The sequence below is a fragment of the Stutzerimonas kunmingensis genome, from assembly GCF_032106285.1.
Classification (GTDB): Bacteria; Pseudomonadota; Gammaproteobacteria; order Pseudomonadales; family Pseudomonadaceae; genus Stutzerimonas; species Stutzerimonas kunmingensis_B.
This window is the reverse complement of record NZ_DAMCPO010000001.1, coordinates 74,138-91,089: the sequence shown is the minus strand read 5'-3', so window position 1 is coordinate 91,089 and position 16,952 is coordinate 74,138. Positions and strand designations below refer to the sequence as shown.

Sequence of the window (16,952 nt, the reverse complement as noted above, 5' to 3'; positions counted from 1 at the left end):
CAGGCTGGCACACTTGGCCCATTGAGCGGAGAATCCGATGAACTGGCTGGACGAAATCAACTGGAACGCCGACGGTCTGGTGCCGGCGATCGCCCAGGACCACAAGACCGGCCGCGTGCTGATGATGGCCTGGATGAATCGCGAAGCCCTGACGCTGACTGCGCAGGAAAACCGCGCCATCTACTGGTCGCGTTCGCGCAACCGGCTGTGGCGCAAGGGCGAGGAGTCCGGACATGTGCAGCAGCTGCACGAGCTGCGCCTGGACTGTGACGCCGACGTGATCATCCTGATGGTCGAGCAGATCGGCGGCATCGCCTGCCACACCGGTCGGGAAAGCTGCTTCTACCGCGTTTTCGAAAACGGCGCCTGGAAGGTCGTCGAGCCGGTCCTCAAGGACCCGCACGCCATCTATGCGGAGCACAAGCATGAGTGACACCCTGACCCGTCTGGCCGAGGTGCTGGAAGCCCGCAAAGGCGCGGCGCCGGACAGCTCCTACGTTGCCAGCCTGTACCACAAGGGCCTGAACAAGATTCTCGAGAAGGTCGGCGAGGAATCGGTGGAAACCATTCTCGCCGCCAAGGACGCCGCCGTCAGTGGCGACTCCAGCGACCTGATCTACGAAACCGCTGACCTCTGGTTCCACAGCCTGGTCATGCTCGCCGCGCTCGGCCAGCACCCGCAGGCCGTGCTGGATGAACTGGACCGGCGCTTCGGTCTCTCCGGACACGCGGAAAAAGCCGCGCGTCCGCAAACCTGATTCACATCGGAGATATCACCATGGGTTTTGGCGGCATCAGCATCTGGCAACTCCTGATCATTCTGCTCATCGTCATCATGCTGTTCGGCACCAAGCGCCTCAAGGGCCTGGGCTCCGACCTCGGTGATGCGATCAAGGGCTTCCGCAAATCCATGGGCACCGACGAGGAAAAGCCCGGCGTCGAAGACAAGCAGAACCAGACCATTGACGCACAGGCGCGCAAGGTCGAAGAGCCGACCAAGAAAGACCAGTGATTACGTTCCATGCGGCCGAGCGGCGACCTTCGCTGCCCGGCCGCTCTCCCTATTGATGTGAGCACGTCCTGATGTTCGATATCGGTTTCACCGAACTGCTACTGGTCGGCCTGGTGGCGCTGTTGGTGCTCGGCCCGGAGCGCCTGCCCGGTGCGGTTCGCACCACGGGACTGTGGGTTGGCCGGCTGAAACGCAGCTTCAGTAACATCAAGGCCGAGGTGGAGCGCGAGATCGGTGCCGACGAGATCCGTCGGCAGCTGCACAACGAGCGCATCCTCGACTTGGAACGGGAAATGAAGCAGAGCATCATGCCGCCGACCTCGACCACCAGTTCGAGCACCGCCAAGCCGCCGCTGACCGAAAGCCCGGCTAACGACACGGCGAACAGTACCGGCGCCGCCGTTACGCCCAGCCCGGAAGTGCCGCCAGCTGCACCTGTTGCTGAACCCGCACCTACCCCTCGCCCCGACAGATCGCCAGAACCATGAGCCAGTCTTCCATCGATGATCAGGAAATGCCCCTGATCGCTCATCTGACCGAACTGCGCAAGCGCCTGCTGCGCTGCGTCGTGGCCATCGGCCTGTTGTTCGGCGGGCTGTTCTACTTCTCCCAGCAGATCTACGCACTGGTCGCCGCACCGCTGCGCGCCTATCTGCCGGAAGGCGCGACGATGATCGCCACCGGCGTCGCCTCGCCCTTCCTGACACCGTTCAAGCTGACCTTGATGGTCGCGCTGTTCCTGTCGATGCCGATCATCCTGTACCAGATATGGGGCTTCATCGCCCCAGGCCTGTACAAGCACGAAAAACGCATCGCCGTGCCGCTGCTGGTGTCGAGCATTTTCCTGTTCTACGCCGGCATGGCCTTCGCCTATTTCGTCGTGTTCCCGATCATGTTCGGCTTCTTCGCCAGCGTGACGCCGGAAGGCGTGGCGATGATGACGGACATCGGCCAGTACCTGGACTTCGTGCTCACGCTGTTCTTCGCCTTCGGCGTGGCGTTCGAGATTCCAGTGGCGACTTTTCTGCTGATCTGGGTGGGCATCGTCGACGTCGCCACCCTGCGCAAGAGCCGACCCTATGTGGTCGTCGGCTGCTTTGCCGTCGGCATGGTGCTGACGCCACCGGACGTGTTCTCGCAGACGCTGCTGGCCGTTCCCATGTGGCTGCTGTTCGAAGCCGGGGTGATCTGCGGCAGCATGATCAACAAGCGCGACGAAGATTTCCGTGGCGATGCCGAGCAGGACGCGGCAGAACCCGGCGACCAGCCGCCCGCGCCGCGCCCGTGAACCTGCTGCTGCTCGACACGGCCGATTTCGTCGCCGATAACCGCGTGCTGCTGCGTGACCGGCGCCTGACTCATCTGCAGCAGGTCCATCGCGCCGAGGCGGGCGAGCAGCTCAGAGTTGGCCGCGTGGGCGGCAACATGGGCAGCGGACAGCTCCTGCGCCTGGATGCTCACGAGGCAGAGCTGCAGGTCAGCTTCGACCAACCACCGCCGGCGAAGCTGCCGGTGACCCTGCTACTGGCGCTGCCACGACCTAAGATGCTGCGCCGCGTGCTGCAGACCGTGGCCGCCATGGGCGTGCCGCGGCTGGTATTGCTCAACAGCTATCGCGTCGAGAAAAGCTTCTGGCAAACGCCATTCCTCGAGCCCGCCGCCATCCACGAGCAGCTGATCCTCGGCCTGGAACAGGCGCGTGACACCGTCCTGCCGGAGGTCATTATCGAGAAGCGCTTCAAGCCCTTCGTCGAGGATCGCCTGCCTCAGCTTGCCGCAGACACCCTGGGGCTGGTCGGCCATCCCGGCGATTTTCCCCATTGCCCCCGTGCCGTAACGCAGCCTGTCACCCTGGCGATCGGCCCGGAAGGCGGCTGGATCCCCTACGAGGTAGACAAACTGGCTGCCGCCGGCCTGCGACCGGTTCAGTTGGGAGAGCGCATCCTGCGCGTGGAAACGGCGGTCAGCGCGCTGCTGGCCCGACTGTTCTGAGCCTGAACGGCTGACTCACCACCGTCACCGTTCGCCACCTGACCGATGCGCCCCGATGAACGTAACGCACCCACCCGGTGCAAGGGAGTCACAGATTAGGACTGCTCACGCTTCAGTGCGTCTGCGCTGCGGCCTCGACACTCCAACGAATCCCTAAAAGAGCCGTTCTTGCCATGCGACCATTGACCATCGACATGCACCGTCTGGAGTACGCTCTGGATGGACGCGACAGCGCCGAGTACTACCTGGACCTGGAAAGCGGTGCCATCCGCGCCGTTTTTCCCAGCGAGCCAGCCCCCGGCGTCATGGAGAAATACGACGTACAGCAGGATCGCTATCTGCACATCGAACCGCTGGAGCTCGCGCAATCCATGGCGATGCGTGAGGCCTTCCTCTTCACCCAACACGACCCGATCGCCCACGCGGTGCTGAGCAGTGCGCTGAACGGCCGCAAGCCACTGCGCACCTTCGACTTCAAGCTGGAGGATTTCCCTGCGGTGAGAGAGGCCTGGCTGGACTACCAGACCGTGCAGCTGCGCGAGTACGCGATCACCTGGCTGCGCGAGAACGACCTGGAACCGGTCCGGCACTGATTCACGCGCGTCAGCTTTCGAGGAGAAAGGTCACCGGACCGTCGTTGACCAGATGCACCTGCATCTCGGCGCCGAAACGCCCGCAGGCCACCTGTGGATGCTGCTGGCGCGCCTGGGCCAGCAGGTAGTCGTAGAGCGCTTCGCCGTGCACTGGTCGCGCGGCGCTGGAGAAACTCGGCCGCAGCCCGCTGCGGGTATCGGCCGCCAGGGTGAACTGCGATACCAGCAACAGACCACCGTCGATATCCTTCAGCGAGCGATTCATCTTGCCCTGCTCGTCGCTGAAGACGCGGTAGTTGAGCAGCTTGTGCAACAGCTTGTCGGCACGGGCATGATCGTCCTCGCGCTCGACGCCCACCAGCACCAGCAAGCCCTGATCGATGGCACCGACCACCTCGCCTGCGACCTCGACCCGTGCCTGACGGACACGCTGGATCAACGCTTTCATCGCTGGGCGGCTCCGTCAGGCGTCTGTCGGAGGCAGATCGAGCAAGCGGTGGGCGATCTCACCGGTCGCCCGTATCAGCGCATCGGTAATGCCTAGCTCCGCCGCCGAATGCCCGGCGTCGCGGATGATCTGCAACTCGCTGTTCGGCCACGCCTGATGCAGCGCCCAGGCATTGTCCAGCGGGCAGATGGCATCGTAACGGCCGTGCACGATGATGCCCGGCAGGTGGGCGATCTTCGGCATGTCGCGCAAGAGCTGATCCGGCTCGAGAAAGGCCTGATTGACGAAGTAGTGGCATTCGATTCGCGCCATCGACAGCGCCCGGTGCGCATCGGCAAACCGCTCGACCACGTTGTGATTCGGCCGCAGCGTGGCGGTGCGACCTTCCCAGCAGGACCACGCCTTGGCGGCGTGCATCTGGGCGATCTGGTCGTTGCCGGTGAGACGGCGGTAGAACGCTTGCATCAGGTCGTCGCGTTCCTCCAGCGGAATCGGCGAGAGGAAGTCCTGCCAGTAGTCCGGGAAGAGCCGGCTGGCGCCTTCCTGATAGAACCAGGCGAGGTCCTGTGGACGGCAGAGGAAGATGCCTCGCAGGATCAACGCATGCACATGCTCGGGATAGCGCTGCGCGTAGGCCAGGGAGAGCGTCGAGCCCCAGGAACCACCAAACAGCACCCACTTGTCGATGCCCAGATGCTCGCGGATGCGCTGCATGTCGGCGATCAGATGTGCGGTGGTGTTGTTCTCCAGGCTGGCATGGGGCGTCGAACGTCCGCAGCCACGCTGATCGAAGGTGATGATGCGGTACAGGGTCGGATCGAAGAAGCGGCGGCTGAGGGCATCGCAGCCGCCGCCGGGACCGCCATGGACGAACAATACGGGCAGACCATCCGGCGACCCACTCTCGTCGACATAGAGCACATGCGGTTCTTCCACCGCCAGCTCGTGTCGGGCGTAGGGTTTGATCTCCGGATACAAGGTCTGCATGGCACACTCCTGATCTGCGGCGGGCCGGCTGGCCCCCATGACGTTAGCGGCATCATAACGAGGTTCACGGAGTTGAGCATGTCAGCATGGAAAATAGCGGCACTGGCGCTATTAATGACTCTGGCCGGCTGCGGCCGGGACGACCCGGAAGCAGCGCTGCAGCAGGCCGCCGAGCAGTTGCAGACGACCCTGGAGAACAAGCAGGTCGGCGACCTGATGGAACTGCTGCACGCAGATTTCCAGGCGCAGCGGCAGTACGATCAGGAATGGGCGCGGCGCACGGCAACACTGATGTTCCTGCGCCATCGCAATGTCCGGGTAATCGCCCTCAGCCAGCGCAGCTGGGTCGATCCGACCTATCCCGATCGCGGCCATACCGAGGCACAGGTGACGCTCGCCGGCGCCGAATCACTCCTGCCGCAGCAGGCGGGGCATTATCAGGTCAGACTCGAGTGGCGCCAGGACCGAGGCGAATGGCAGCTGGCGCGTCTGGAATGGGACTGAGCAGGCCAAACGATTACTGGCGCCAGATCAGTTCGCTGGTGTCGTAACCGCGCCGTTCGGCCTCGGAGAGCAGGCGATCGCGGGTCGCCTGGTCGACCTCGGTGTCCCGCGCAAGCAGCCAGAGATACTTGCGATCCGGGCTGCCGACCAGCGCAGTGCTGTAGCCCTCGTCCAGATAGAGCACCCAGTAGTGGCCCTTGGTCAGACCGGGAAAGAGCCGGCTGAACCAGTTGTCGAAGCGCACCCACAGCCGATCGGTAATACCGGCTTCCTGCGGCACCGCTTCGCCTTTGGCTTCCTGCCAGTCGCCGTCTTCTGTTTCGCAACGGTTGGTCACCGCCACGCTGCCATCGGCCTGCAACTGGTAATTCGCTTCGGAGCGTATGCAATTGCGCTGAAAGAACATCGGCAAGCGCGCCAGCTCGTACCAGGTCCCCTGATAGCGTTGAAGGTCGACCTCGCCGACCGTTTCAGGGGGCTGTTCGCGCCCGCCTCCTGCGCAGCCGCTCAACAGCATCAGGCACAGCAGGGCAACGACACTCGCACGCATGGGATCTCTCCTGAGTTACATCAGCAGTTATTTCAGCCCCTTGCCGGAAAACATCATCACCTTGTCGCCCGCGAACTGGACGCTGATGAAGCGATTCTTCTCGCCCCAGGTGCAGCTCGACATTCCCAGCGCCCCGGCGCATTCGGAAGGTTTGCCGAGCAACTGCTCGACTTCCACCCGTTCCATGCCGGGCTTGAGCTTGGCGAAGTTTTCCTGGGTGATCGGACTGCAGGCAGCCAGCAGGACGACGCAGGCAATCAGCAATGGGGTACGCAATGGCATATCGAGCTCCTTGCTTGTTCTAAGGTTCAATGCCCCGCGGTAGCGGTGCCGCGGATCCTTGGACAGAAATGGCATCCGCGCTCAGAAAGACGAGCCCGGCTGTTCCAGAAATAGTCGCTCGGCGTCGCTGGACTCGCGGCCGAGAATTGCATTGCGATGCGGGAAGCGACCGAAGCGGGAGATCACCTCGCGGTGGCGCTCGGCATAGTCGAGAAAGCCGACGAACAGCGGCTGTTCCGCCTCGTCGGCGATGTCGCGCAAGGCAGTGAACTGCGCGACGGCCAGATCCTGGGTTGCCAGGTTCTCCGCGTGCTCCAGCACCAGGTAGATGAACACGCGCTGGATAGGCGCCAACAGCATGTCGCCGCCGTGGGCCAGGCCATCGCGAACCAGGTGCTGGGCGCGCTCGTCGCCGGCGAAAGCCTTCGGCGTGTTGCGATGGATCATGCGCGGCAGCTGATCGAGCAGCAGCACCAGTGCGAGCCAGCCCTCGGGCAATTCGGCCCAGTCCTGCAGCTCGCCGTTCAGAGCCTGTTCGACCAGTGCGCCGAAGCGCTGGCGCGCCTCGTCGTCCTGTTCTGCGCGGTAGCCAAACCAGAGTCGCTGCTTTTCAGCCGCGATCTCGCTGGCGCTGGTGCCCTGGCCGAACCACCAGTGGAGCAAGTCCTGCCAGGGCGCCTGCATCGGTCAGCCCTGGTGGTAGCCGGTGACGCGCTCGACTTCTTCCTTCGAACCGAGGAACACCGGCACGCGCTGGTGCAGGGACTCCGGCTGAATTTCCAGGATGCGCTGCGTACCGTTGGTGGCGGCGCCGCCGGCCTGCTCGACGATCATCGCCATCGGGTTGGCCTCGTACATCAGGCGCAGCTTGCCGGCCATGGAAGGGTCGCGGTTGTCACGCGGGTACATGAACAGACCGCCGCGGGTGAGGATGCGATGCACGTCGGCCACCATCGAGGCGATCCAGCGCATGTTGTAGTTCTTGCCCAGCGGGCCGTCCTTGCCGGCCAGCAGCTCGCCGACATAGCGCTGCACCGGCTCTTCCCAGTGGCGCTGGTTGGACATGTTGATGGCGAATTCGGCAGTGCTCTGCGGAACGCTGAGGTTCTCGTGGGTAAGCACGAAGCTGCCCAGCTCACGATCCAGGGTGAAGCCCATCACGCCGTGGCCGAGAGTCAGAATCAGCATGGTCTGCGGGCCGTAGATGGCGTAGCCGGCGGCAACCTGCTTGGTCCCCGGCTGCAGGAAGGCTTCCTCGCCGAGTGCGTCGTTCTGACTGAAACAGGCATCCGGACAGCGCAATACGGAGAAGATGGTGCCGACCGAAACGTTGACATCGATGTTGCTCGAGCCGTCCAGCGGGTCGAAGACCAGCAGATAGGCACCCTTCGGGTACTTGCCGGGAATCTGGTAGGCGTTGTCCATTTCCTCGGACGCCATGCCGGCCAGGTGTCCGCCCCACTCGTTGGCCTCCAGCAGGATTTCGTTGGAGAGCACGTCGAGCTTCTTCTGCACTTCGCCCTGGATGTTCTCGCTGTCGGCGCTACCCAGTACGCCACCGAGGGCGCCCTTGGATACCGCGTGGCTGATTTCCTTGCACGCTCGTGCCACGACCTCGATGAGAAAGCGCAGATCAGCAGGCGTGTTGTTACTGCGAGTCTGCTCGATGAGGTAGCGACTGAGGGTTACGCGTGACATGGAAATGACTCCGGAGGAAGGATAAACCCGCGCAGTTTAGCAGGCCGTAGGAAAACTAACTCCCCTCAGACAGGTCCGCCCCCTGCAGAGTTCAGCGAAGCGGCGGCCAGATTGCCAGCACGGTCGGCAACCCTCGCCATTTGCGGCTGCGCGCCGGCGGAGGACCCTCCGGCGCGCCGGCCATCACAGCACTTTCCAGATCTCCCGGGCGTACTCGCGAATGGTGCGGTCCGACGAGAACCAGCCGGTGCGGGCGGTGTTCAGCACGGAGGAACGCCACCAGCGTGCCGGATCACGCCAGCACTCCTCGACATCCAGCTGCGCCTGCCAGTAAGCCTCGAAATCGGCGCAGACCATGAAGGTGTCGTGCCAGCTGATGCCATCCACCAGCCCGGTGTAACGGCCCGGATCACCCGGCGAGAAGGCACCGCCACGAATCGCCGAGAGCACTTCGCTGAGCCGCGGTGAAGCGCCGATGATGGCTTCGGCGTTGTACTCGTTGGCCTGCTTGCGCACATTCACCTGCTGCGCGGTGAGGCCGAAGATGAACATGTGTTCAAGGCCGATCTGCTCGCTCATCTCCACATTGGCGCCGTCCAGGGTGCCGATGGTCAGCGCCCCGTTGAGGGCGAACTTCATGTTGCTGGTACCCGAAGCCTCCAGGCCGGCGGTGGAAATCTGCTCCGACAGGTCCGCTGCCGGGATGATGTCCTCGGCCAGGCTGACGTTGTAGTTGGGCAGGAACACCACCTTGAGCAGGCCGCGCACGGTGGGGTCGGCATTGATGGTATTGGCGATGTCGTTGGTCAGCTTGATGATCAGCTTGGCCTGGTGATAGCTCGCCGCCGCCTTGCCGGCGAAGATCTTCACCCGCGGCACCCAGTTGCCGCCCGGATCGGAGCGAATCGCCTGGTACAACGCGACGGTGTGCAGCAGGTTGAGCAACTGGCGCTTGTACTCGTGGATGCGTTTGACGTGCACGTCGAACAGCGCGGTCGGGTCGACGCTGATGCCCAGCCGCTCCTGGATCACATTGGCCAGATGACGCTTGTTGGCCAGCCGCTGCTCGGCGAAACGCTGGCGGAACGCGGCCTGTTCGGCAAAGGGTTCGAGCTCGCGCAGGCGGGTTTCCGGCTCATCGAGCACCTCCTCGCCGACATGCTCCACCAGCAACTGGGTCAGCTGCGGATTGGCCTGGTAGAGCCAGCGGCGGAAGGTGATACCGTTGGTCTTGCTGTTGATCCGCTGCGGATAAAGGCTGTGCAGATCGGTGAACACGGTCTTGCGCATCAGCTGGGTGTGCAGCCCGGATACGCCATTGGTGCTGTGCGAACCGAGGAAGGCCAGATTGCCCATGCGCACCCGGCGACCGTGATCTTCCTCGATCAGCGATACCGAGCGCAGCAGCTCGGCATCGTGGACGCCGCGCTCGCGCAGCTGGTCGAGATGGTAGGCATTGATCAGGTAGATGATCTGCATGTGCCGCGGCAGCAGGCGCTCCATCAGGCCCACCGGCCAGGTTTCCAGCGCTTCGGGCAGCAGCGTGTGGTTGGTGTAGGACAGCGTGGCCGTCGTCAGCCGCCAGGCGTGCTGCCACTCGTAGCTGTGCACGTCGACCAGCAGGCGCATCAGCTCGGCCACGGCAATCGCCGGGTGGGTGTCGTTGAGCTGGATGGCGGTGTAGTCGGGCAGGCTGTCCAGCGAACCACGCTGCTTGATGTGGCGACGCAGCAGGTCCTGCAGCGAGGCGGCGACGAAGAAATACTCCTGGCGCAGGCGCAACTCCTGCCCGGCCTCGGTGCTGTCGGCCGGATAGAGCACCCGTGAAATGCTTTCGGCGCGGGCCTCTTCGGCCGCTGCACCGATATGGTCACCGGCGTTGAAGCGCGCCAGATGGAAATCCGCCTCGGGCCGCGCACGCCAGAGGCGCAGCGTGTTCACCCCGGCGCCGCGCCAACCGACGATGGGGGTGTCATAGGCGATCGCCCGTACCCCTTCGGCCCAGTGCCAGAAATGCTGGACCTCGCCTTTCTCGTTGGTGGCCGCCGTGACACTGCCGCCGAAGCCGATCAGATACTTCACCTCGGAGCGCTCGAACTCCCAGGGGTTGCCGAAATCCAGCCAGGTCTCGGTCTGCTCGTGTTGCCAGCCATCGACGATGGCCTGGCGGAACAGGCCGTGGTCATAACGGATGCCGTAACCATGGGAGACCACGCCGAGGGTCGCCATGCTCTCCATGAAGCAGGCCGCGAGCCGGCCGAGGCCGCCATTGCCGAGCGCCGCGTCAGGCTCCAGCAGGCGGATGCGTTCGATATCCACGTCGAGCCCGGCGAGCGCTTCACGCGCCACGTCGAACAGGCCGAGGTTGCTCAGGCTGTCGACCAGCAGGCGGCCGATGAGAAACTCCAGAGAGAGGTAATACACCCGCTTCTGCCCGCTGGTGTAAGCCTCGCGCGTGCAATCCATCCAGCGGTCGATGGTGCTGTCGCGAGTAGCCAGGGCTACCGCATGGAACCAGTCGTAATCGGAGGCGTTCTCCGGATCCTTGCCAACCGAATAGGTGAGCTTGCGCAACACTCGCTCACGGAAAGCGGCAATTTCTTCAGCGGTGGCAATGGCTGTTTCCTGCGTCATGGACAGACCTCGGTTAGCGAAGACACACAAGAGGGACTCGCGGCAGCCATGCCCGTTCACCTCCATTCGACATTCCAGAAAAAGCGTTGCAGGTTTCCTTTACATCTGCGCTACCGCCCGTCCGGTCGCCGCCGTCGGAAGACGCTGGTAATCGCCGCGCGACTCGTTATGATCCGCGCGCCCGAACGCACCGAAGACTGCCCGTGAAGACAAGATTGATCGCCTCCGCCGACCCGGAACGCCTGGAAACCTGGGTACGCTACAGCGCCGGCCTGTGCCGCGACTGCCATGCGACCTGCTGCACCCTGCCGGTGGAGGTACGCATCGACGACCTGATCCGGCTGGAGCTGGTCGATGCCTTCGAGCGCGACGAGCCGGCGAAGAACATCGCCAAGCGCCTGAGCAAGGCGGGCATCGTCGAGCACTTCAATCACAAGCACGAGATCTTCACGCTGACCCGCCTGGCCAATGGCGACTGTCTCTATCTGGACCGCAAGACCCGGCTTTGCACGGTCTATGCCAAGCGCCCGGACACCTGCCGCAACCACCCGCGTATCGGCCCGCGCCCAGGTTATTGCGCCTACCGAAGCAAAACCGCCGGCTGACGCGGCGCACCATCGGACATCGCCGCTGCACCCGCCAGCACCGATGCGGAACACCGCAGACAGCAGCGCGGCGTGCCCGGATTTGTCGCCACGGATAGCCTGAACGGACTGGCCAAAGCGTGACTCAGGAGTCATGCTTGGCGTCTGTCTGTATCTTCGTAACGTTTAGGAACCTCCCCGGCATGAGCCGCGATAGCCGCTACCTGGAAGCCATCCTCCATCACGACATTCCGCTGACCCGCTCGCTCGGGCTGCGCGTCGAGCAGTGGGAAAACCACGAGTTGCGCCTGCAGGTACCGCTGCAGCCGAACATCAACCACAAGAGCAGTATGTTCGGCGGCAGTCTGTATTGCGCTTCGGTGCTGGCAGGCTGGGGCTGGCTGCATCTGCGGCTGCGCGAGGCGGGCATCGAGGATGGGCACATCGTCATCCACGAAGGGCAGATCGAGTACCCGCTGCCGGTGGTCGACGATGCAATCGCCATCTGTTCAGCGCCGAGCCCCGAGGCCTGGGAGCGCTTCGAATCGATCTATCGTCGCCGTGGCCGTTCGCGGCTGGAGCTGAAAAGCCGCATCCTGGCGGCCGACGGCCGTGACGCGGTGCGCTTCACCGGGCAGTTCGTGCTGCACAAATAAGCGAAGGATTACATTGCACGCGTCTGCGACGGCTTGCTCAGTCGGCGCAATGCCCGCTCCAGGCAGGCGCGCCGGGTTACTCGCGATTGGCCAGTTCGATCAGCCAGTCGCGCCAGTCGACGCCTCTGGGCAGGGCCAGGAAAGACGGGTTCAGATAACTTTCCCGCGCGTCATAGCGCAACGCCGCACCACTGACATCCAGCACCTCGCCACCGGCACCTTCCAGCACCCCCTGCGCGGCAGCGGTATCCCACTGCGAGGTCGGCGCCAGGCGCGGGTAGCAATCCGCAGCACCTTCGGCCAGCAGGCAGAATTTCAGCGAACTGCCGACATTCGCCAGCGCCAGCTCACCGAAACGTTCGCCCAGACGACTCAACAGCTGCTCCTGCGCCGGACTGCTGTGGCGCCGGCTGGCGACCACGGTAAACGCTTGCTCCGGTTGCTGGCGCACGCGCAGCGGCTGAGTCGCGCCGGACACTTCGCTGCGCCAGGCGCCGAAATCCTCGCCACCGTAGTAACAGCGTCCAGATGCCGGAATGCCGACCACGCCGAAGCGCACCTTGCCTGCCTCGATCAGCGCGACGTTGACCGTGAACTCCTCGCTGCCGGCGATGAATTCCTTGGTGCCATCCAGCGGGTCAACCAGCCACCAGCGCGTCCAGCCGGCGCGCTCGCTCAGCGGCACCTCGCAATCCTCCTCGGACAGCACCGGGATGGCGCTATCCAGCGCCAGCAGGCCGTCCAGCAACACCTGATGCGCCGCCATATCGGCGACAGTCACCGGCGATTCGTCGGTCTTGGTCTGGACATCCAGCTCGCTGCGCCAGTGAGGCAGGATCGCCTCGCCCGCCTGACGCACCAGATCGATGACCGACGACAGATAGGGATGACTCATTGGCCGAACTCTCCGCGCTGGGTCAACAGATCCTTGACCAGGTACAACGCGGCCAATGCGCGCCCCTCGCTGAACTGCGGGTGCTGCACCAGACTGGACAGTTCGTGCAGGTTGACCTTGTCGAGCCGCATCGGCTCCGGCTCGTCGCCGGGCAGCTGCTCCGGATACAGATCGCGCGCCAGCACCACCTGAATCTTCTGGCTCATGTAACCGGGCGACAACGACAGCTCGGTAAGCAGCTCCAGGCGGCGCGCGCCGAAGCCGGCCTCCTCCTTGAGCTCACGGTTGGCCGCTTCGAGTACGTCTTCACCCGGCTCGATCAGGCCCTTGGGCAGCGACAGCTCATAGGTGTCGGTGCCGCCGCAATATTCCTCGACCAGCAGTGCATTCTCCGCATCGGCCAGCGCCACGATCATTACCGCGCCGTAACCGCTGCCCTTGCCAACCAGGCGTTCATAGGTGCGCTCGACACCATTGGAAAAACGCAGCTGCAGCTCCTCGACACGGAACAGTCGGCTGCTGGCGACGATCTCACGGGCTAGCACGGTGGGTTTCTGGCGCATGGGGAACTCCTGGAAACGCGAGCGGCTATCATAACCCGGCTTTTTGCGCTGGCCGTGAGTGCTTTGCGACCAGCTGACCGACGCCGCCCCGTCCATACACCGCTGACGCGAGCCCGCACATGACCGCCAACCTGCCCTGGTCCGACATCGATACCGTCCTGCTCGACATGGACGGCACGCTGCTGGACCTCCATTTCGACAATCATTTCTGGCTCGAACTGCTGCCGCAACGCTACGCCGAGCTGCACGGCATAAGCCGCGCCATGGCCGAGCTGGAACTGGCACCACTGTTCAACGAGCACGTCGGCAAACTCACCTGGTATTGCCTGGACTACTGGACCCGCGAACTCAACCTGCCGATCCGCGACATGAAACGCGAGATCGCCGAGCTGATCGCCCTTCGACCAAATGCCGACGAATTTCTCGCCGCGTTGCGCCATACCGGCAAGCACGTGGTGCTGATCACCAATGCGCACCGCGACTCGTTGTCGCTGAAGCTGGAGAAGATCGAACTGGCGCCCTGGTTCGACCGCCTGATCAGCTCCCACGACTACGGCTATCCGAAGGAGGAGCCGCAGTTCTGGCACGCACTGCGCCAGGATCTGGAGTTCGAGCCCGCACGCGCACTGTTCATCGACGATAGCCTGCCGATCCTGCGCAGTGCGCAGCGCTTCGGCATTGCGCATCTGCTGGCGGTGCGCGAGCCGGACAGTCGCCGCGCACCGAAGGACACCGAGGAATTCGCCGCGGTTGACGATTACCTCGACCTGATCCGCAGCCTGCACGGCGGTCCAGCGTGACGGCTGGCGCTGCCTTCGGCAGCCGGAAGCTTTACACTACGCAACAGTTGCCGTCGGCGGGAACCGGCTCAGGACGAGCCCGGGCCGGCACGCATCGAAACAGCGCAGCGGTGCGCAGCACATGCCCTGCCGCTCGTAGTTCGCCCACGGATGATCGATAGGAAGCAACATGGCAGCAGTAGGCGCCGAATTCTGGCCCCATAGTCACAGCGAGATGAGCGAGCGAATCCGCCGGCATGACTGGGGTGCGACTGCGCTCGGAACTCCTGACGCCTGGCCGGCTTCGCTACGGCTGCTGCTGGACACCAGTCTCGAAGCGCCCCTGCCGATGTGCATCCTTTGGGGCGACCAGGCGCTGCAGTTGTACAACGACGCCCACGCCGCACTGATCGGCGATCGCCACCCGGCCGAACTCGGCCAGCCCGCTTGCCACCGCTGGGGCGCGACCTGGGCCCTGCTGGAGCCGGCCTGCGACACTGCCCGCCGCGGTGAGCCACGGGTACTGCGCAATCAGCAACTGGTCATCGAACGCGATGGCGCTCCGGTGGAAGCCTGGTTCGACCTCGCCCTGAGCCCCATTCGCAACGCCTCGCACGGCATCGGTGGTCTGCTGCTGTGCCTCAGCGAAACCAGCGAACGCGTGCGCACCGAAACCCGCCTGTCGCAGACCGCCCTGCACTACAAACTCAGCGCCGAGGTGCACCGCGCCAGCGAACAGCGCCTGCAACTGGCGCTCGAGGCCAGCGACCTGATCGGCATCTGGGACTGGGCCATCCAGGCCAGCGAGATTCCGGCGGGCGCGGAGCTTTCCCGCATCCTGCCGGTGGCCCAGTCCGGGCCGAACGGCCTGAGCAGCGAAGCCTTTTTCGATCATGTCCATCCCGACGACGTGCCTCGCCTGCGCGCTGCGCTGGAGCGCTGCATCGTCGAGCGCGGTACGCTCGACGAGCGCTACAGGCTGCGCAGCGACGATGGCGTCACCCGTTGGGCGCTGGCGCGCGGGCGCTGCCATTGCGACGAGCAGGGCTGGCCACAGCGCTTCCCCGGCGCAGTGATGAACATCACCGGACAGCAGGCCAGCGAAGATGCCCTGCGCCAGAGCGAAGCCGAGTTGAAGATGGTCACCGACGCACTGCCGGTGCTCATCGGCTACGTCGACGCCGAGGAACGTTTTCGCTTCAACAACCGCTACTACTCCGACTGGTTCGGCCACTCGACCGAATGGCTGCTGGGCAAGACTGCCCGCGAAGTGCTCGGTGAACGTGGCTATGCCGAGCGCCAGACAAGCATCCGTGATGCCCTCGCTGGCCGCGACGTGACCTTCGAGGCCCATAGCCCGCACCGTGACGGCGAGGCCCGACGCATGCTGGTGCACTACCTGCCGCGCCGTGACGGCCAGGGCAACGTGCTCGGCTTCTTCGTCATGGCACTGGATGTCACCGAGCGCTGGCGCGCCGAACAGGCTCTGCGCGAACTCAACGAGACACTGGAAAGCCGTATTCAGGAGCGCACCCAGGCACTGGCGGAAGTCTACGAACGCCTGCTCAAGGAAATGGCCAGCCGCGAGCAGGCACAGGAAGCGCTGCGTCAGGCGCAGAAGATGGAAGCGGTCGGGCAGCTGACCGGCGGCATCGCCCACGACTTCAACAACATGCTGACCGGCATCATCGGCGGCCTGGACCTGATCCAGCGCTACATCCAGTCCGGCCGCCACGGCGAAACCCAGCGCTTCATCGATGCCGCGGTCACCTCGGCCAATCGCGCCGCGGCACTGACCCACCGCCTGCTCGCCTTCGCCCGGCGCCAGCCGCTGAATCTCAAGCGTGTCGAGCTGAACCAGCTGATCGAGTCGATGCACGACCTGCTCAGCCGCACGCTGGGCAGCCACATCCACATCCGCAATCAATTGCAGCAAGGTCTGTGGCCGGTTTCCAGCGACGAAAACCAGCTGGAAAGCGCGCTGCTCAACCTGGTCATCAACGCCCGCGACGCCATGGCTGACGGCGGCACCCTGCTGCTGGAAACTCGCAATGTCGAACTGTACAGGCAAGGCGATGTGGGCGATCTGGCCGCCGGGCGCTACGTCATCCTCTGCCTGACCGACAGTGGCTGCGGCATGAGCCCCAAGGTGCTGGCCAGCGTCTTCGAACCGTTCTTCACCACCAAACCCATCGGCCAGGGCACGGGGCTCGGCCTTTCCATGGTCTACGGTTTCACCCGGCAAGCCGGCGGCCATATCCAGATCGCCAGCGAACCGGGCGAAGGCACCCAGGTCAGCCTGTACCTTCCCGTATTCGAGGACCAAGGCGTCAGCGTCGCGCCAGCCGGCGAAGACGACGGCCCGCTTCAGGCCCAGCAAGGCGAAACCGTCCTGGTGGTCGAGGATGATCCGGCGGTGCGCCTGCTGGTCATCGACGTGCTACAGATGCTCGGCTATCAGACGTTGGAAGCCGCCGACGGCAATGCGGCGATCCGCCTGCTTGAGAGCACGCCCACCATCGACATGCTGGTCACCGATGTCGGACTGCCCGGCATGAACGGCCGGCAACTGGCGGATGTCGCGCGCCAGCATTGCCCCGATCTGCCGGTGCTGTTCATGACCGGCTATGCCAAGCAGGCCGCCAGCGCGGACTTCCTCGAACCGGGCATGGACATGATCAGCAAGCCGTTCAACCTTGATGCGCTGGCCAAGCGCGTACGCGACATGCTGGCGGATAACGACCAACGGTGAATCGTCCGCAGCCGGCTGGGGTC

General features: G+C 64.3%; 21 protein-coding genes. 12 read left to right on the top strand and 9 right to left on the bottom strand.

Going from position 1 to position 16,952, the window contains the following annotated elements; all coding sequences use genetic code 11:
* The first annotated feature begins 37 nt into the window (after positions 1 to 37).
* From hisI to RT582_RS00370, 7 genes are all read left to right on the top strand, one after another.
* Positions 38 to 433 carry a phosphoribosyl-AMP cyclohydrolase gene (hisI, locus tag RT582_RS00400; protein ID WP_014821918.1) on the top strand — a complete coding sequence of 132 codons (396 nt, stop codon included), beginning with the start codon at positions 38 to 40 and terminating at the stop codon, positions 431 to 433.
* Positions 426 to 758, top strand: a complete 333-nt coding sequence (locus tag RT582_RS00395) for a phosphoribosyl-ATP diphosphatase (protein WP_011911574.1) — start codon at positions 426 to 428, stop codon at positions 756 to 758. Before hisI ends, RT582_RS00395 begins: the two co-directional genes overlap by 8 nt.
* Positions 759 to 778: 20 nt before the next feature.
* Positions 779 to 1,012, top strand: a complete 234-nt coding sequence (gene tatA / locus RT582_RS00390; RefSeq protein ID WP_014821919.1) for a twin-arginine translocase TatA/TatE family subunit — start codon at positions 779 to 781, stop codon at positions 1,010 to 1,012.
* A gap of 71 nt (positions 1,013 to 1,083) precedes the next feature.
* Complete coding sequence (gene tatB, locus RT582_RS00385) at positions 1,084 to 1,500, top strand: Sec-independent protein translocase protein TatB (RefSeq protein ID WP_014821920.1); 417 nt, start codon at positions 1,084 to 1,086, stop codon at positions 1,498 to 1,500.
* Positions 1,497 to 2,300: a twin-arginine translocase subunit TatC gene (gene tatC, locus RT582_RS00380; RefSeq protein WP_014821921.1), complete on the top strand. Its 804-nt coding sequence runs from the start codon at positions 1,497 to 1,499 to the stop codon at positions 2,298 to 2,300. The genes tatB and tatC overlap by 4 nt, the downstream gene beginning before the upstream one ends.
* On the top strand, positions 2,297 to 3,004 hold the full coding sequence (locus tag RT582_RS00375; protein ID WP_014821922.1) for a 16S rRNA (uracil(1498)-N(3))-methyltransferase: 708 nt from the start codon (positions 2,297 to 2,299) through the stop codon (positions 3,002 to 3,004). Before tatC ends, RT582_RS00375 begins: the two co-directional genes overlap by 4 nt.
* A 173-nt stretch (positions 3,005 to 3,177) precedes the next feature.
* Positions 3,178 to 3,597 (top strand): UPF0158 family protein, encoded by a 420-nt coding sequence (locus RT582_RS00370; RefSeq protein WP_014821923.1) that lies wholly within the window; start codon positions 3,178 to 3,180, stop codon positions 3,595 to 3,597.
* A 10-nt stretch (positions 3,598 to 3,607) separates the two neighbouring features.
* Here the strand turns inward: RT582_RS00370 and dtd are convergent, their stop codons facing one another.
* Together dtd and pip are read right to left on the bottom strand one after the other, a co-directional pair.
* The gene (dtd, locus tag RT582_RS00365; protein WP_014821924.1) at positions 3,608 to 4,045 is read right to left on the bottom strand and encodes a D-aminoacyl-tRNA deacylase; all 438 of its coding nucleotides are present in this window, start codon (positions 4,043 to 4,045) and stop codon (positions 3,608 to 3,610) included.
* Positions 4,046 to 4,060: 15 nt separating this feature from the next.
* On the bottom strand, positions 4,061 to 5,032 hold the full coding sequence (pip, locus tag RT582_RS00360; protein WP_014821925.1) for a prolyl aminopeptidase: 972 nt from the start codon (positions 5,030 to 5,032) through the stop codon (positions 4,061 to 4,063).
* A gap of 78 nt (positions 5,033 to 5,110) precedes the next feature.
* On the opposite strand from pip, the gene RT582_RS00355 reads away from it, so the two are divergent.
* A complete protein-coding gene (locus RT582_RS00355) occupies positions 5,111 to 5,536 on the top strand; it encodes a hypothetical protein (RefSeq protein WP_041754610.1) in 426 nt (141 codons plus the stop codon).
* Between the two features lie 13 nt (positions 5,537 to 5,549).
* On the opposite strand, the gene RT582_RS00350 is transcribed toward RT582_RS00355, so the two are convergent.
* From RT582_RS00350 to RT582_RS00330, 5 genes are all read right to left on the bottom strand, one after another.
* Positions 5,550 to 6,086: a lipocalin family protein gene (locus RT582_RS00350; protein WP_014821927.1), complete on the bottom strand. Its 537-nt coding sequence runs from the start codon at positions 6,084 to 6,086 to the stop codon at positions 5,550 to 5,552.
* Between the two features lie 27 nt (positions 6,087 to 6,113).
* Complete coding sequence (gene bamE, locus RT582_RS00345; protein ID WP_014821928.1) at positions 6,114 to 6,368, bottom strand: outer membrane protein assembly factor BamE domain-containing protein; 255 nt, start codon at positions 6,366 to 6,368, stop codon at positions 6,114 to 6,116.
* Positions 6,369 to 6,449: 81 nt separating this feature from the next.
* Positions 6,450 to 7,052 (bottom strand): DUF924 family protein, encoded by a 603-nt coding sequence (locus RT582_RS00340; RefSeq protein ID WP_014821929.1) that lies wholly within the window; start codon positions 7,050 to 7,052, stop codon positions 6,450 to 6,452.
* 3 nt (positions 7,053 to 7,055) lie between these two features.
* On the bottom strand, positions 7,056 to 8,066 hold the full coding sequence (locus RT582_RS00335; RefSeq protein WP_014821930.1) for a class 1 fructose-bisphosphatase: 1,011 nt from the start codon (positions 8,064 to 8,066) through the stop codon (positions 7,056 to 7,058).
* A gap of 183 nt (positions 8,067 to 8,249) precedes the next feature.
* Entirely contained in the window at positions 8,250 to 10,700 is a 2,451-nt protein-coding gene (locus RT582_RS00330) for a glycogen/starch/alpha-glucan phosphorylase (RefSeq protein WP_014821931.1), read from the bottom strand.
* Between the two features lie 197 nt (positions 10,701 to 10,897).
* On the opposite strand from RT582_RS00330, the gene RT582_RS00325 reads away from it, so the two are divergent.
* Together RT582_RS00325 and RT582_RS00320 are read left to right on the top strand one after the other, a co-directional pair.
* Entirely contained in the window at positions 10,898 to 11,305 is a 408-nt protein-coding gene (locus tag RT582_RS00325) for a YkgJ family cysteine cluster protein (protein ID WP_218857984.1), read from the top strand.
* Positions 11,306 to 11,487: 182 nt separating this feature from the next.
* The gene (locus RT582_RS00320; protein WP_003303048.1) at positions 11,488 to 11,940 is read left to right on the top strand and encodes a thioesterase domain-containing protein; all 453 of its coding nucleotides are present in this window, start codon (positions 11,488 to 11,490) and stop codon (positions 11,938 to 11,940) included.
* Between the two features lie 76 nt (positions 11,941 to 12,016).
* On the opposite strand, the gene cysQ is transcribed toward RT582_RS00320, so the two are convergent.
* Entirely contained in the window at positions 12,017 to 12,835 is an 819-nt protein-coding gene (cysQ, locus tag RT582_RS00315; protein WP_014821933.1) for a 3'(2'),5'-bisphosphate nucleotidase CysQ, read from the bottom strand.
* Positions 12,832 to 13,398 carry an ADP compounds hydrolase NudE gene (gene nudE, locus RT582_RS00310; RefSeq protein ID WP_014821934.1) on the bottom strand — a complete coding sequence of 189 codons (567 nt, stop codon included), beginning with the start codon at positions 13,396 to 13,398 and terminating at the stop codon, positions 12,832 to 12,834. The genes cysQ and nudE overlap by 4 nt, the downstream gene beginning before the upstream one ends.
* Positions 13,399 to 13,517: 119 nt before the next feature.
* On the opposite strand from nudE, the gene yrfG reads away from it, so the two are divergent.
* Both yrfG and RT582_RS00300 read left to right on the top strand, forming a co-directional pair.
* On the top strand, positions 13,518 to 14,198 hold the full coding sequence (gene yrfG / locus RT582_RS00305; protein WP_014821935.1) for a GMP/IMP nucleotidase: 681 nt from the start codon (positions 13,518 to 13,520) through the stop codon (positions 14,196 to 14,198).
* Positions 14,199 to 14,367: 169 nt separating this feature from the next.
* Positions 14,368 to 16,929 carry a hybrid sensor histidine kinase/response regulator gene (locus tag RT582_RS00300; protein WP_014821936.1) on the top strand — a complete coding sequence of 854 codons (2,562 nt, stop codon included), beginning with the start codon at positions 14,368 to 14,370 and terminating at the stop codon, positions 16,927 to 16,929.
* Positions 16,930 to 16,952: the final 23 nt, after the last annotated feature.

What these genes read in the sequence shown, in the direction of transcription:
- hisI (WP_014821918.1), top strand. Translation starts at nt 38, where the DNA reads ATGAACTGGCTGGACGAAATCAACTGGAACGCCGACGGTCTGGTGCCG.
- RT582_RS00395 (WP_011911574.1), top strand. Translation starts at nt 426, where the DNA reads ATGAGTGACACCCTGACCCGTCTGGCCGAGGTGCTGGAAGCCCGCAAA.
- tatA (WP_014821919.1), top strand. Translation starts at nt 779, where the DNA reads ATGGGTTTTGGCGGCATCAGCATCTGGCAACTCCTGATCATTCTGCTC.
- tatB (WP_014821920.1), top strand. Translation starts at nt 1,084, where the DNA reads ATGTTCGATATCGGTTTCACCGAACTGCTACTGGTCGGCCTGGTGGCG.
- tatC (WP_014821921.1), top strand. Translation starts at nt 1,497, where the DNA reads ATGAGCCAGTCTTCCATCGATGATCAGGAAATGCCCCTGATCGCTCAT.
- RT582_RS00370 (WP_014821923.1), top strand. Translation starts at nt 3,178, where the DNA reads ATGCGACCATTGACCATCGACATGCACCGTCTGGAGTACGCTCTGGAT.
- dtd (WP_014821924.1), bottom strand. Translation starts at nt 4,045, where the DNA reads ATGAAAGCGTTGATCCAGCGTGTCCGTCAGGCACGGGTCGAGGTCGCA.
- pip (WP_014821925.1), bottom strand. Translation starts at nt 5,032, where the DNA reads ATGCAGACCTTGTATCCGGAGATCAAACCCTACGCCCGACACGAGCTG.
- RT582_RS00355 (WP_041754610.1), top strand. Translation starts at nt 5,111, where the DNA reads ATGTCAGCATGGAAAATAGCGGCACTGGCGCTATTAATGACTCTGGCC.
- RT582_RS00350 (WP_014821927.1), bottom strand. Translation starts at nt 6,086, where the DNA reads ATGCGTGCGAGTGTCGTTGCCCTGCTGTGCCTGATGCTGTTGAGCGGC.
- bamE (WP_014821928.1), bottom strand. Translation starts at nt 6,368, where the DNA reads ATGCCATTGCGTACCCCATTGCTGATTGCCTGCGTCGTCCTGCTGGCT.
- RT582_RS00340 (WP_014821929.1), bottom strand. Translation starts at nt 7,052, where the DNA reads ATGCAGGCGCCCTGGCAGGACTTGCTCCACTGGTGGTTCGGCCAGGGC.
- RT582_RS00335 (WP_014821930.1), bottom strand. Translation starts at nt 8,066, where the DNA reads ATGTCACGCGTAACCCTCAGTCGCTACCTCATCGAGCAGACTCGCAGT.
- RT582_RS00330 (WP_014821931.1), bottom strand. Translation starts at nt 10,700, where the DNA reads ATGACGCAGGAAACAGCCATTGCCACCGCTGAAGAAATTGCCGCTTTC.
- RT582_RS00320 (WP_003303048.1), top strand. Translation starts at nt 11,488, where the DNA reads ATGAGCCGCGATAGCCGCTACCTGGAAGCCATCCTCCATCACGACATT.
- cysQ (WP_014821933.1), bottom strand. Translation starts at nt 12,835, where the DNA reads ATGAGTCATCCCTATCTGTCGTCGGTCATCGATCTGGTGCGTCAGGCG.
- nudE (WP_014821934.1), bottom strand. Translation starts at nt 13,398, where the DNA reads ATGCGCCAGAAACCCACCGTGCTAGCCCGTGAGATCGTCGCCAGCAGC.
- yrfG (WP_014821935.1), top strand. Translation starts at nt 13,518, where the DNA reads ATGACCGCCAACCTGCCCTGGTCCGACATCGATACCGTCCTGCTCGAC.
- RT582_RS00300 (WP_014821936.1), top strand. Translation starts at nt 14,368, where the DNA reads ATGGCAGCAGTAGGCGCCGAATTCTGGCCCCATAGTCACAGCGAGATG.